This window comes from Bradyrhizobium liaoningense (assembly GCF_018130785.1).
GTDB classification, from domain to species: Bacteria; Pseudomonadota; Alphaproteobacteria; order Rhizobiales; family Xanthobacteraceae; genus Bradyrhizobium; species Bradyrhizobium liaoningense_A.
Map to the genome: position 1 here is coordinate 269,648 of NZ_JAFCJT010000004.1, position 13,081 is coordinate 282,728.

A 13,081-nucleotide genomic window follows, 5' to 3' on the forward strand; every position below is an offset into this window, starting at 1 on the left:
CCTTGTTGGCCGGCCCTGTTTAGCGCGGAATGAGGAGATTGTAAGTCCCTGGGCGTCGTTCCCCACGCGCTGTCATTCCCCGCGAAAGCAGGGAATCCAGTACTCTGCGGTCATTGGGTCACACAATTCCGGCCGCGGCGTACTGGATCACCCGCTTTCGCGGGTGATGACAGCGGAGATCGCCTCACACCCTGCCCTTCAGCGCCTCGCCGATCTCGTCCAGCACCTTGGGATCCTCGATCGTGGCCGGCATGGTCCAGGCCTCGCCATCGGCGATCTTCTTGATGGTGCCGCGCAAAATCTTTCCGGACCGCGTCTTGGGCAGGCGGCCGACGGTGATGGCGAGCTTGAAGGCGGCGACGGGGCCGAGCCGGTCACGCACCAGCGCGACGATCTCCTTCTCGATCTCGGCCGGAGCGCGCTTCACGCCGGCCTTGAGCACCAGGAAGCCGCAGGGCACCTCGCCCTTGATCGTGTCCTTGACGCCGAGCACGGCGCATTCGGCGACATCGGGATGCGAGGCAAGAATCTCCTCCATGCCGCCGGTGGAGAGCCTGTGGCCGGCGACGTTGATGATGTCGTCGGTGCGGCCCATGACGAAGACGTAGCCGTCCTCATCCTTGTAGCCGGCATCCGAGGTTTTGTAATAGCCGGGGAATTCAGTGAGGTAGGCCTCCTTGAAGCGCGCGTCCTGATTCCACAGCGTCGGCAGGCAACCCGGGGGCATCGGCAGCTTGATGACGATCGAGCCCATGGTGTTGGGGCCGACGGGCTTTGCGGCTTCGTCGACGACGTCGACCTGGTAGCCCGGCATCGGCACCGTCGGCGAGCCATGCTTCACCGGCAGCATGCCGAGACCGACCGGATTGCCGGCGATGCACCAGCCCGTCTCGGTCTGCCACCAATGGTCGATCACCGGCACCTTGAGCTGCTGCTCCGCCCATTCCACCGTCGGCGGATCGGCGCGCTCGCCGGCGAGGAACAGCGTGCGGAATTGGGAGAGGTCGTATTGCCGGATGAATTTTCCTTCCGGATCCTCTTTCCGGATCGCGCGGAACGCGGTCGGCGCGGTGAAGAAGGCGACCGCTTTGTGCTCGCTGATGACGCGCCAGAATGCGCCGGCATCGGGCGTGCCGATTGGCTTGCCCTCGTACATGATCGACGTCGCACCATGCAGCAGCGGGCCATAGATGATGTAGCTGTGGCCGACGACCCAGCCGATGTCGGAGCCACACCACCAGACCTCGCCCGGCTTGACGCCGTAGAGGTTGAACATCGACCATTTCACCGCGACGAGATGGCCGCCATTGTCGCGCACGACACCCTTGGGAATACCGGTCGTGCCCGAGGTGTAGAGGATGTAGAGCGGATCGGTGGCGGCGACGGGCACGCAAGCGGCCTTCTTGCCGTCGTTGATCGCCTTGCGGCGCAGGCTCGCCCAATCGTAGTCGCGGCCGGGCGTGAGGTCGCAGATGTACTGGGGACGTTGCAGCACGATGCAGGCCTTCGGCTTCGTGCCCGCAAGCTTGATCGCTTCGTCGAGCAGCGGCTTGTACTGCACGATCCGGCCGGGCTCGATGCCGCAGCTTGCGGAGAGAATGAGCTTTGGCTGCGCGTCATCGATCCGGGTGGCGAGTTCCTTGGCGGCAAAGCCGCCGAACACCACCGAATGCACCGCGCCGATACGCGCGCAGGCGAGCATCGCGACGACGGCCTCCGGCACCATCGGCATATAAAGAATGACGCGCTCGCCCTTGGCGACACCAAAATCCTGCATGATGGCGGCGAGCGCCTGCACCTCACCCAATAGCTCGGCATAGGTGAATTTGGTGACGCTGTTCGTCAGCGGCGAATCATGGATCAGCGCGACCTGATCGGCGCGGCCACGTTCGACATGGCGGTCGAGCGCGTTGTAGCAGGTGTTGACGACGCCGCCCATGAACCAGCGGCCGTAGACACCCTGCGAGGCATCGAAGATCGTCTTCGGCGGCTCGATCCAGTCGATCTCCGTGGCCGCCTCGGCCCAGAAGCCCTGGGGATCAGCCAGCGAGCGCGCGTGGACCTCGTGATAACTGCTCTTCCCGTCGACGTTCCCTCGGACGCTCATTCCCGCGCTCCCGTTCCCTTTATTCGCCTAGCCTTGACCATGCGACGGGACAGACGTCCCGCCATGACCCGGATCAAGTGCCGGCCTTGTTTGAGACGTATTTTCCCGGGAACGGGCCGCGGTTCAAGCTGAAAAGGATGGGCCTTTGGGAGGGAGGGAAGAAAGGCCATCGAGGCAAGCTGGAGCCACAGCAAAGGTGGGCCCTGTCCCCCTCTCCCTAAACCTCCCCCGCAAGGGGGGAGGGAACGCAGCGTGCGCGTAGAGGCGCCTCAGCTCTCCATCGCATTCAGCCGCTGCAACCGATCCTGCATGACCTTCCTGAGATCGTAGCCGGGCCGGCCGAAACTCGTGTTGCGGAGGTTGAGGAAATCGCGCTGGGTCTTGCGCAGGTCGCCGGCCGAACGGCCTTTCGAACCCTTCAGCACGCGCTCATAAGTCTCGGCGATCTGGCGGTCGAGAACGCCGAGTTGCGGATCGGCGCAGATCACCTTCTCAACCTCGCGCTTGGCCGTGGCGCAATCGAACGACGGGCCGTTGCCGGAATTCGCCGCGAGCGGACGCAGCGGCTCTGCGCCGAATTTCGCGATCTCCGCGATCACAATGCGGCGGCCGGCGGCGGCGTTCTCGTTACCGGGATCGAGCTTCAGCGCCGTCTCGTAATCGGCCAGCGCCTTCTTGCGCTCGCCCATCTTCTTGTAGAGCACGGCGCGGTTGTTGTAGGTCTGCGCAAAATTCGGCTCGATCTTCAGCGCAGCCTCGTAGTCGTTCAGCGCTGCACCGAGCTCGCCCTTGAGCTGGTAGGAATCGCCGCGGTTGGTGAAAAAGTTCGGCCGCGGCGCCAGCCGCAGCGCCTGATCGTAGTCCGCAATCGCCTTGTCGTGCTCCCCCATTGCGGCCAGCGCCAGGCCGCGATTGTCGTAATATTCGGGGACTTTTGGATCGAGCCTGATCGCCTCGGCGTCGTCGGCGACCGCCTTGTCGAGCTGGCCGAGCTTCTTGTAGGCCGCGCCGCGGTTGGTGTAGGTGCGCGGCCGGTTCGGATCGAGCCGCAGCGCCTCGCTGAGATCGCGGATCGCCTTCTCGTTGTCGCCGCCGAGATAGTAGTTCACGCCGCGGTCGGACCAGGCCTGCGCATCATCCGGCTTCAGCTTGATCGCCTGGTCGTAATCGGCGAGCGCGCGGTCGAGCCGGCGCTGGTTGGTGTGGACCACGCCGCGCAGCTCGTAGGCTTCTGCATCCCGCGGATCGAGCTCGATCGCCTTGCTCAGATCAGCCGCGGCACGGTTGAGATCACCGCCGGCCTCGCGCAGCAGGTCGCCGCGCAGACGCCAGGCCTTTGCATTCTTGCCGTCCAGCGCGATGGCGCGGTCGATGTCCCGCAGCGCCTGCGTGAGTCCGCCCGAGGTCCGCGCATTGGCGTCGGCGCGCACCAGCAGCGCGGCGGCGCGGTCGGAGCTCGAATTGGTGGTCTGGTCGATGATGGCGCCGCACGCCGTGATCAATTCCGCAGCCGCAGCCTTGCTGCCCATCACGCAATCGGCGCCGGCCGAAGCCGGGGCAGCGACGACGAGGCTCATCGCCGCGCCGAGGAGGAAGGCGCGAAGCGAGATTTTGGCAGGCGAAAACGCTTGCGCGGAAAGATGCGTGCCGCACATGACCTAGGGCTCCGTGACGTCAGGTTTTCACCGTTGTCGCGGCGGGCGAGGAATGGGTTCAATTCGGCCCCGTTGGGACGCAACCGCCGCCTGCACTCCCGCGCGCCCCGCGCGCGCGAGTGGCGAAGAACCTCAATACCCGTCCCGCCCGTTGATCCGCTGCAGCCGCTCCTGCATCGCCTTCTTCAGATCATAGCCCGGCCGGCCGTACCCGGCATTGCGACGCGCGATGAATTCGTCCTGCTCGCGCTGAAGCGCCTTGGCCTCCGCGGGATTGCGCGCCTCTCGGATCACGCGGGCATTCGACCCAAAGATCTCGCGGTCAAGATCGGCGAGTTCGCGGTTGGCACAGATCGCCTTCTCCACGGCGCGGGCCGCGCTCCTGCAATTGAAGCTGGGCTTGCCTGCGACCGCCATCTGCGCGCCGATCCGCTCGAGCTCGCGCGCCATCGCCTTGTGATTGGCCTTGGCCTTCTCGTGGTTCGGATCGATCTTCAGCGCCGCGCCGAAATCCTGCACCGCCTTCGGCTTGTCCCCCTTCTTCAGCCAAAGCTCGCCGCGGGCGTTGAAGAGGTCGGCCAAGGTCGGATCGAGCAGAAGAGCGCGGCTGTCGTCCGCGATCGCACGGTCGATCTGGTCGTGCCGCGCCATAAGCGCGCCGCGCGCGATCAGCGCCTTGACCAGGTCCGCCTTGGCCGTCTTCTCGTTGTCGATGACCGCCGCGCAAGCGGAATTGGCCTTGTCCATGTCGTCGGCCGCGGCCGCGGCAAGGCACGGGGCGATATCGACCTGCGTGACGGCGGCCGGCTCTCCACCGGTCGCGGCGCGGGCCGGACTGAGCGACAGCACAGCGAGCACCACGGCGCCGGACAATTGAATGAGAGTTTGAGAACGCATGCTTGCCGCAGTCGGAAAAGTCTTGGCTTGGGGCTTGGCTTGGGGCTTGGCTTGAGGCTTGCCTTGAGGCCGCATTATCCATCATACGGCCGGATTGGTGCTAGCTTGTGGCACAGCCAAAATCGGTTTCGGGGATCAACGTGTCGACATTCGAATGGATCATCGTGCTTCTGCTCGGCGCCGTTGCATTATCGGCGCTGGCGCGGCGGATCAAGGTCCCCTACCCGACCTTCCTCGCCATCGGCGGCGCGCTGATCGCCTTCGTGCCGAACAGCCCGTCCTGGACACTCGAACCCGACTTGGCATTGGCGCTTTTTGTCGCACCGGTGCTGATGGATGCCGCCTTCGACACCTCGCTGCGCGATCTCCGCAACAACTGGGTTCCGGTCTCGACCCTGGTGGTGGCCGCGGTCGGCCTGACCACGGTCGGCGTGGCCTTCGTTGCGCACCGGCTGATGCCTGACATGCCCTGGGCCGCCGCCATTGCGCTCGGCGCCATCGTGGCCCCGCCGGATGCGGCGGCAGCGGTCGCAATCCTGAGCCAGGTCAAGCTGCCCTATCGCATGGTGAAGGTCCTGGAAGGCGAGAGCCTGCTCAACGACGCCAGCGCGCTTCTGATCTATCGCATCGCGGTCGGCGCTGTCGTCATGGAGCATCTGAAATGGAGCGAGGTCGCGCCGACGATCGCACTCGGGCTGGTCGGCAGCGTCCTCGCCGGTCTTTTGGCCGGGCGCATCATCCCGCTGTTCCTGGAACGCGTGAAGGAAGCGCCGAGCGCGATCATCGTGCAGTTCGCCACCACCTTCATGGTCTGGATCGCAGCCGAGCATCTCGGCCTCTCCGGCATCCTCACCATCGTCGTCTACGCCATCACCGTCGCGCGCACGGCGGGGGCGCGCATGCCGGCGCGGTTGAGGGTGCCGTCCTATGCGGTCTGGGAGACGATGGTGTTCGTGCTCAACGTGCTCGCCTTCATGCTGATCGGCATGCAGATGCGGCCGATCTGGACGCGGCTCGACGCGGAGGTCCGCTGGGAATATTGCGTGGCTGCCGCCTGGATCCTGCTCACGGTGGTCCTGGTGCGGCTCGCCTGGATCACGTTCTACCGCACGACGCTGCGCGTGCTGATCGCGCACGGCATCTATCACCCGAAGGATCCGAAGCAGGTCGCCTCGCCGAAGGGCGGCCTCATCATCTCCTGGTGCGGCATGCGCGGTCTCGTCACGCTCGCCACCGCCTTCGCCCTGCCGGAAAACTTCCCCTATCGCGACTTCATCGTCTTCATCGCCTTTGCGGTGGTGCTGGGCTCGCTGATCATCCAGGGCCTGACGCTGCGGCCGCTCATCCTCGCCTTCGGCCTCAAGGACGACGATCCCGTCGGTATCGAGGTCGCGCGCGCCCGCGCGGTCGCCTATCGCGCCGCGCTCGATGCGATCGAGGACGATCCGTCGGAGGAAGCGGAAATCCTGCGGCTCGAATACCGCGCCATCCTGATGCAGGCCGACGACGATCCGCACGGCGGCATCGCCAAAGGCGAGTTGCCCGCCGATCCCCTGCGCCGCCGCGCCATCGAGGCCGCGCGCAAATCGATCTTCGACCTCCGCGCCACCGAGGTGATCGGCGACGACGCGTTTCACCGGATCGAGGAAGAGCTCGATCGCGCAGAATTGAGCGCGGGGGGATAGGTCCGCAAGCACCGCCGCCGTCCCGGGCAAGCGAAGCGCAAATCCCGGACCGATACGCCGCAGCAAAAGTTTTGCGAAGACTCGGAGTTACCAGCTTCGCGTCAAACCGCTCCCTTTGGTTATGGGACCCGGGCTCGCGCTGCGCGCGCCCGGGACGACGTTGGAGGGGCGGCCTGCGTTGAACCAAACACCGCCTCTCCAGACTCATTCCAGATGACGACCTTGATCGACGACCGTCGTGTACGCGCGCGTGATGCGTCGCCTGCACGATATTTTTATCTCAATATGGCACTGGCCTGTGCGGCCACCGCGTTTCTCGGCTTCGCACCGACCTATTTTGTGCCGCTCGCGCAGCGGACGTTTTCCGCGAGCCCGGTGATTCATTTTCATGGACTCCTGTTCTTCACCTGGTCTCTCTATTTCGTGATCCAGACCTGGCTCGCGGCGTCGGGCCGCGTGGTCAATCACCGCGCGCTCGGGATTGCCGGCGTGTCGCTTGCCACAGCGATGACGATCTTCGGCTTCCTCGCCTCCGTGCATGTGATGCAGCATGCGGCTGCGCTCGGGCAGAAAGACGCCGGCATCGGCTTCTCGATCGTGCCGATGAGCGGCATCGCGTTCTTTGCTGTGGTGTTCGTGCTCGCGATCATGAACACGCGGAAGCCTGAAGTTCACAAGCGCCTCATGCTGCTCGCCGCGGTCTCGATCCTCGATGCCGCGATCGCGCGCTGGTTCCTGACCTTCCTTGCGCCTCCCGGGCCGCCCGGCCCGCCTCCGGTGCCCGCGACGATCGCCCCGGCCGTGGTCGCTTCGCTGCTGCTCGTCGTCGCCATGGTGCGCGACTGGCGCGCCGATGGCCGCGTGCACCCAGTCTACATCTACGGCACGCTCGCGCTGCTCGCGGTGAAGTTCTTGAACTGGCCGATCAGCGAGACCGCCGCCTGGCATGAATTTGCCGGCGGGATACTGGCGCTGGCGCAGTAGTTCTCCGATGTCGTCCCGGACAAGCGAAGCGCAGATCCGGGACGACAGCGGAGTATGAGGCGCCTTATGTCCCCGCCTTGCACGTGATCCCGCCGTCGACCACCAGCTCGATCCCTGTCACATATTTCGACTCGTCCGACGCCAGGAACAGCGCCGCATTCGCGACGTCCCAGGCCTCGCCCATATGGCCCATCGGCACCTGCGCATCGCGGGCGCGCCACATCGCCTCGACGTCGCCCTTGGCGTAGCTGTTGGCGAGCCCTACGGAATGCTCCACCATCGGCGTCTTCATCAAGCCGGGCAGGATCGCGTTCACCCGCACATGGTTCTTCGCGAACTCGATCGCGGTTGAGCGCGTCAGCTGGTTCATCGCCGCTTTGCTGGCGTTGTAGCTGACATAGGAAATCCCGACATGGCGGATCGATGCGATCGAGGAGATGTTGATGATCGAGCCGCCGCCCTGCTTCACCATGACGGGGATGACGTGCTTCATGGCGAGATAGGCACTCTTGAGGTTGACGGTGAAGACGCGGTCCCAGCTCTCCTCGGCCACCTCGACCACGCTGCCCATCTCGGCGATGCCGACATTGTTGTCGAGCACGTCGATGCGGCCGAAAGCCTTCAGGCACGTCGCGACCATCGCCTCGATCTCGCTCGCGCGCGAGACGTCCGCGGTGAAGGCGGCCGCCTTGCCGCCCTCATCCGTGATGATCTTCGCGGTCTCTTCGGCCGCGGCACCGTTGCGGTCGACGCAAAACACCTGCGCGCCCTCGCGCGCAAAGGTCACGGCGGTCGCCTTGCCGTTGCCCCAGCCCGGCCCGATCGAGCCGGCGCCCACCACCATCGCAACCTTGCCCTTGAGCCGATCCATCGCTTTTCTCCCGTGTTGTTGTTGATTGTAGCCCGGGCGTGGCGAGCTACGGATCGTTGCAGATCTTCATCGTGGTGACGTTAGCACCGATGGGATGGCCGACAATCTCCGAAAGCGTCCGGCACTTTCCATCATGGCATAGCCGCCATTCACCGGCCGCACCGGAATTACCCAGCACGACCTCCGGCATCGGCGCGCGCGCGGGCCTCCACTGAAACCAGCCGTCGACGAGCCGCGCCTCAGGCGGCGGCTCCATGCCGGGGCCGGTGCCCTTGACGCGGGCCTGCACCAATTCGAGGCCGGCCGGCGTCACGCGCCAGTCTTCCTGCCAGTCGACCTTGGCGATCGAATGCGTCCACACCAGCGTGAAGGCGGAAAGCGCGAGCGCCTTCACGCCTGAAGCTGTTGCGAAGCAGAGGCTCACACCGCCTCGATTACTGCCGGCGGACGCTGCCGCCACTGCCACAGCACGAGCGCTGCCGAGAGCACGAAGCCCGCGGTGTCGCTGAAGGCGAAGTCGCCGAGCAGGCACATCGCGGCGCCGAGCGCGACGACACGTTCGAGCAGCGTCAGCCGCGTGAACAGGAAGCCGATCGCCACCATGCCGAACAGGGCGATCGCTACCAGCGCCTTGAAGGTCGCGAGCGCCACCGCGCCGTAGAAGCCAAGCTTGGCCGCCATGGGATCGCCGGCCTGCAACATCAGCGCCGGCGAATAGACGAAGATGAAGGGGATGACGTAGCCGGCGAGCGCGATGCGCATCGCCTCCCAGCCGATCTTGTCCGGGTTCTCCTTCGCGATCGGCGCCGCCGCGAGCGCCGCGAGCGCCACCGGCGGCGAGAGGTCGGCCATGATGCCGTAATAGAACGCGAACATATGGCTCGCGATCAGCGGCACGCCGAGTTTGGCCAGCGCCGGAGCTGCGAGCGCAGCGGTAATGATGTAGGTCGGGATGGTCGGGATGCCGGTGCCGAGCAGGATCGACAGCAGCATGGTCATGATCAGCGCCAGGAACAGGCTCTTCTCGCCGAGCCCGATCACCCAGCTGCCAAAGATGGTGCCGACGCCGGTCTGCGACATCATACCGATGATGACGCCGACAATGGCGCAGGCCATGCCGACGGTGATGGCGGACTTCGCGCTTTCCGCCAGCGCATCGCGGCAGTCGCGCAGAGCCTTCAACCCACCACGGATGAACGCGGTGATCACGATCAGCCCGACCACGACGCTGGCGACCGGGACGATCTGGAGGCCATCACGCGACAGCGCGGCGACGACGAGCGCGAGCCCGATCCAGAAGATGTATCGGATCACGTTCGAGGAGGCACCGGTCGTGATGGCGGTGCCGAGGATCAGCGTCACCGTCAGCGCAAGGCCCATGCTGCCGGCATAGAGCGGTGTAAAGCCTTCGAACAGCATGTAGACGAGAGCGGCCAGCGGCAGCACGAGGTACCAGCGCGTCACCAGCGCCTTCCAGGCGCTCGGGATCTCCGAGCGCTTCATGCCGACCAGGCCGTGCTTGCCGGCCTCCAGGTGCACCATCCAGAACGCCGAGGCGAAATAGAGGACCGCGGGAATCGCCGCCGCCTTGACGATCTCCGAGTACTGGACACCGAGCGTCTCCGCCATGATGAAGGCGACTGCGCCCATCACCGGCGGCATGATCTGCCCGCCCATCGAGGCCGTCGCCTCGACGCCGGCGGCGAACGCGCGGCGATAGCCGAACTTGATCATCAACGGAATCGTGAACTGACCGACGGTGACGACGTTGGCGACGCCGGAGCCGGAGATCGTGCCCATCATGCCCGAGGCGAACACGGCGACCTTGGCGGGGCCGCCGCGGGTCCTGCCAAACAGCCCAAGAGAAACGTCGGTGAAGAGCTGAATCATGCCGGCGCGCTCCAGGAACGAGCCGAACAGGATGAACAGGAAGATGTAGGTCGCCGAGACGTAGATCGGCACGCCGTAAAAACCTTCGGTGCCAAACGACAGATGCGTGACGATCTGGTCGAAATCATAGCCGCGATGGTTGAGCGGCGACGGCAGATATTGTCCGAAGAACCAGTAGAGCAGACAGGCGCCACACATCAGCGGCAGCGCCGCGCCCATCAGGCGGCGGGTGCCCTCGAAGATCAGCACCGCGAGCAGCGTACCAACCGCGAGATCGAGCCTGGTCGGATCGCCGTCGCGCGCGATCAAATCGGCATAGAAGATCCACTGGTAGAGACCGCAGAAAAAGCCAGCAGCGCCGATCGCCCAGCCGAGCGCACGGCCAAGGTCGCTCTTCGCAGTGAAGTTGGCGATCAGGCCGAAGGTGAGCAGGACGAGGAAGCCGACATGGACGCCGCGCACCACCTGGCTCGGCAGATAGTTGAAGGCGGCGACATAGAGCTGGAAGGTCGCGAACGCGATGCCGATCCAGTAGGCGAGATTGCCCCACCAGCCCGGACCAAAACCTTCGGGGAAACCGTGCTCGAAATTGTCGAATTCAACCTTGATGGGCTCGGCGGAGCCCTCTGCCTGCAACATCGATATGTCCCCAACCGTCCAGCGCTTTTAATATTGCACAGCGTCTCCAGACCGTCATGCCCGGGCTTGTCCCGGGCATCCACGGACTTTCTCGCCTAGCCTTAGAACGTGGATGGCCGGGACATCTGCGCGAAGACGCGCTTCGCGCTTTTGCCCGGCCATGACGTCCGACGACGAAAGCTGATTACTTGATCAGCCCTTTTTCCTTGTAATAGCGGATCGCGCCGGGGTGCAGCGGAACCGGGCTGCCACTGGCGGCCGTCTCGAGCTTGATCTCCTTGCCCGCAGCATGGGCATTCTGCAACTCCGGCAGCGACTCGAACACCAGCTTGGTCATCTGGTAGGCGAGATCGTCCGACACTGCCGAGCTGGTCACGAGATAATTGACCACGGCCGCGGTCGGAACGTCCTTGTCCTGGCCGGTATAGGTGTTGGCGGGAATGGTCGCCGAGATGAAGGGCGGGCCGATCTTGTCCACGGTCTCCTTCGGCACCGACACGACAGTGATCGGGCTGGAGGTCGAAAGGTCTTTCAGCGAAGCGACGCCAAGGCCGGCCGACTGGAGCGTCGCACCGAGCTGGCGGTTCTTCATCAGGTCGACGGATTCGGCGAACGGCAGATATTCGACCTTGCCGAGGTCCTTGTAGCTCATGCCGGCTGCGCTGAGGATCGCGCGCGAATTCAGTTCCGTGCCCGACTTCGGCGCGCCGACCGACAGGCTCTTGCCCTTGAGGTCCGCCAGCGTCTTGATGCCGCTCTCGGCGGTCGCGACGATCTGGATGTAGTTCGGATAGATCGCGCCGATGGTCCTGAGCTTGTCCAGCTTGTTCTTGAAACCCGCTTCCTCGTCGCCGTCCCAGGCGGCCTTGAGCGAGTCACCCAGCGTGAACGCCAGTTCGCCGCGGCCCTGCTGGAGCAGGATCAAATTCTCGACCGACGCCTTGGTGGCCTGCACCTGCGTCTTCACGTTCGGAATCTTGTCGCCGTAGATCTTCCCGATCGCGACCCCGAGCGGATAGTAGACGCCGGAGGTGCCGCCGGTCAGCACGTTGATGAAGGATTGCGCATGCGCGCAAGGTGCTGACGCCGCCAGGGCAAGAGCCGCGGCCGCGCCGAAAATCGTCCGTTTCATGGTTGTTGTACTCCCCAAACCGGCCGGGAAATTGGCCGGATGGGGGAAGCGGGTCAACCCATCCAAAAGTCACAACAGGACTGCGGTAAACGGCTGACCCGGCTCGACTTTCGGGAACCCGGCGGGTGCGGCGAGGTGGCGCAGTTTGGATCTGACGCCCGTCTCACCGTCGCTGGCAAGCTTGACTGGCAACCTCCTACTGGAAGGTCATGTCCAGGCACTTGGAGATGTCGGAGCCGAGGCCGGAGGAGATGGTGATGCAGCCGCGGATCTTCTGCGCGGCCGTGTCGGCCGCCCAGATCGAGTAGCCGCCGGGGCCGAAGAACGAGTTGGTGTTCGGCGGCTCGGTCTCGGTCGCGTCGAAATCATATTTGCCGTCGGTCTCGAAGATGCGCGGCTTCTTGGTGCAGCCGCCGTCGGTCTGGACGTTGATGACTTCCTTGTTGTCGCGGGTCAGCGCCAGCGAGACCTGGCAGCGGAAATATTCCGAGGTCTTGGTATTGAACAGGTAGGTGTAGGACTTGCAGGTTGCGGTGTTCAGTTTGCCCGGGGCGAGGCCGCGGCTGCACGAAATCCGCTGGTTGTGGCTGAGCTGGTAGTCATCCGCCCGGGCGACAGGCGCCAGCGCCGTCAGCGACAATGCAGCAGCCCAGCAAAGTTTTATCACGTGGCGCATCCGAATCATCCCCACCAATAATTTTGTCGAATTGCGTTCTAGACGGAAAGCGGAACATAGTCGCGCGGGGACGAAGGGAAAATCACAAACTGCTGGGCAGGACGTGATGCGCTGCGGCGCTTTCGCAAATTGACCCGGACACGCCGTTCGTGATTTGTTCAATGTCGGCAACCCCAACGATGGGGAGGATGGGATGATGGCATTTCCAAAAAAGACATTTGCACTTGTTTCGACTGCATTCGTAATGGTGCTCGGCGCGTTCGCGGCTCCCGCATGCGCGCAGACCGCGGCAACGCCGTGGGAGCTCAGGTCCGACATGGGCTATGCCTATGACAAGGACGGCAAGGCCTTCGCCTACAAGATGGGCACCAGCAATGCCGGCGAACTCCTGAAGGGCGCCAAGAAGGTGCCGAAGGGCACGCTCTTCTTCATCGGCCATAACGGCCAGCTCTACATGCGCACCGGCCCGTATCTTGAAGGCGACGGCAAGTTCAAGTTCGGGCCGGATCAGTAGGGGCGCCGGCGAACCCAAGCATTCGGTGTCA

The 13,081-nt window shown here is 64.6% G+C and carries 11 protein-coding genes; 3 read left to right on the forward strand and 8 right to left on the reverse strand.

Annotated features, from left to right (window positions below; genetic code table 11):
• Positions 1–184 precede the first annotated feature (184 nt).
• The 3 genes from JQ627_RS13615 to JQ627_RS13625 all read right to left on the reverse strand — a co-directional run bounded on the left by JQ627_RS13615 (position 185) and on the right by JQ627_RS13625 (position 4,659).
• On the reverse strand, positions 185–2,107 hold the full coding sequence (locus JQ627_RS13615; protein ID WP_212484690.1) for a propionyl-CoA synthetase: 1,923 nt from the start codon (positions 2,105–2,107) through the stop codon (positions 185–187).
• Between the two features lie 269 nt (positions 2,108–2,376).
• Positions 2,377–3,762 (reverse strand): tetratricopeptide repeat protein, encoded by a 1,386-nt coding sequence (locus tag JQ627_RS13620; RefSeq protein ID WP_212484691.1) that lies wholly within the window; start codon positions 3,760–3,762, stop codon positions 2,377–2,379.
• Between the two features lie 132 nt (positions 3,763–3,894).
• Positions 3,895–4,659, reverse strand: coding sequence for a tetratricopeptide repeat protein (locus tag JQ627_RS13625; protein ID WP_212484692.1), 765 nt, complete (start codon positions 4,657–4,659; stop codon positions 3,895–3,897).
• Between the two features lie 107 nt (positions 4,660–4,766).
• Here JQ627_RS13625 and JQ627_RS13630 point away from each other — a divergent pair, with 107 nt between their 5' ends.
• Together JQ627_RS13630 and JQ627_RS13635 are read left to right on the forward strand one after the other, a co-directional pair.
• On the forward strand, positions 4,767–6,344 hold the full coding sequence (locus JQ627_RS13630) for a sodium:proton antiporter (RefSeq protein ID WP_212484693.1): 1,578 nt from the start codon (positions 4,767–4,769) through the stop codon (positions 6,342–6,344).
• A 213-nt stretch (positions 6,345–6,557) separates the two neighbouring features.
• The gene (locus tag JQ627_RS13635; RefSeq protein ID WP_212484694.1) at positions 6,558–7,328 is read left to right on the forward strand and encodes a hypothetical protein; all 771 of its coding nucleotides are present in this window, start codon (positions 6,558–6,560) and stop codon (positions 7,326–7,328) included.
• A gap of 64 nt (positions 7,329–7,392) precedes the next feature.
• On the opposite strand, the gene JQ627_RS13640 is transcribed toward JQ627_RS13635, so the two are convergent.
• The 5 genes from JQ627_RS13640 to JQ627_RS13660 form a co-directional block, all read right to left on the reverse strand.
• Positions 7,393–8,199: an SDR family NAD(P)-dependent oxidoreductase gene (locus JQ627_RS13640; RefSeq protein ID WP_212484695.1), complete on the reverse strand. Its 807-nt coding sequence runs from the start codon at positions 8,197–8,199 to the stop codon at positions 7,393–7,395.
• Between the two features lie 46 nt (positions 8,200–8,245).
• Positions 8,246–8,623: a DUF1850 domain-containing protein gene (locus JQ627_RS13645; protein WP_312015759.1), complete on the reverse strand. Its 378-nt coding sequence runs from the start codon at positions 8,621–8,623 to the stop codon at positions 8,246–8,248.
• The gene (locus JQ627_RS13650; RefSeq protein WP_212484697.1) at positions 8,620–10,728 is read right to left on the reverse strand and encodes a TRAP transporter permease; all 2,109 of its coding nucleotides are present in this window, start codon (positions 10,726–10,728) and stop codon (positions 8,620–8,622) included. Before JQ627_RS13650 ends, JQ627_RS13645 begins: the two co-directional genes overlap by 4 nt.
• A 184-nt stretch (positions 10,729–10,912) precedes the next feature.
• On the reverse strand, positions 10,913–11,860 hold the full coding sequence (locus tag JQ627_RS13655; RefSeq protein WP_212484698.1) for a TAXI family TRAP transporter solute-binding subunit: 948 nt from the start codon (positions 11,858–11,860) through the stop codon (positions 10,913–10,915).
• Positions 11,861–12,056: 196 nt separating this feature from the next.
• Positions 12,057–12,536, reverse strand: a complete 480-nt coding sequence (locus JQ627_RS13660; RefSeq protein ID WP_212484699.1) for a hypothetical protein — start codon at positions 12,534–12,536, stop codon at positions 12,057–12,059.
• Positions 12,537–12,732: 196 nt separating this feature from the next.
• Here JQ627_RS13660 and JQ627_RS13665 point away from each other — a divergent pair, with 196 nt between their 5' ends.
• Positions 12,733–13,050 (forward strand): hypothetical protein, encoded by a 318-nt coding sequence (locus JQ627_RS13665; protein ID WP_212484820.1) that lies wholly within the window; start codon positions 12,733–12,735, stop codon positions 13,048–13,050.
• Positions 13,051–13,081 lie beyond the last annotated feature (31 nt).

Bases quoted from the DNA above. Each gene is read 5' to 3' on its own strand.
- JQ627_RS13625 (WP_212484692.1), bottom strand. From the start codon at position 4,659: ATGCGTTCTCAAACTCTCATTCAATTGTCCGGCGCCGTGGTGCTCGCT.
- JQ627_RS13615 (WP_212484690.1), bottom strand. From the start codon at position 2,107: ATGAGCGTCCGAGGGAACGTCGACGGGAAGAGCAGTTATCACGAGGTC.
- JQ627_RS13665 (WP_212484820.1), top strand. From the start codon at position 12,733: ATGGCATTTCCAAAAAAGACATTTGCACTTGTTTCGACTGCATTCGTA.
- JQ627_RS13635 (WP_212484694.1), top strand. From the start codon at position 6,558: ATGACGACCTTGATCGACGACCGTCGTGTACGCGCGCGTGATGCGTCG.
- JQ627_RS13655 (WP_212484698.1), bottom strand. From the start codon at position 11,860: ATGAAACGGACGATTTTCGGCGCGGCCGCGGCTCTTGCCCTGGCGGCG.
- JQ627_RS13660 (WP_212484699.1), bottom strand. From the start codon at position 12,536: ATGCGCCACGTGATAAAACTTTGCTGGGCTGCTGCATTGTCGCTGACG.
- JQ627_RS13620 (WP_212484691.1), bottom strand. From the start codon at position 3,762: ATGTGCGGCACGCATCTTTCCGCGCAAGCGTTTTCGCCTGCCAAAATC.
- JQ627_RS13650 (WP_212484697.1), bottom strand. From the start codon at position 10,728: ATGTTGCAGGCAGAGGGCTCCGCCGAGCCCATCAAGGTTGAATTCGAC.
- JQ627_RS13640 (WP_212484695.1), bottom strand. From the start codon at position 8,199: ATGGATCGGCTCAAGGGCAAGGTTGCGATGGTGGTGGGCGCCGGCTCG.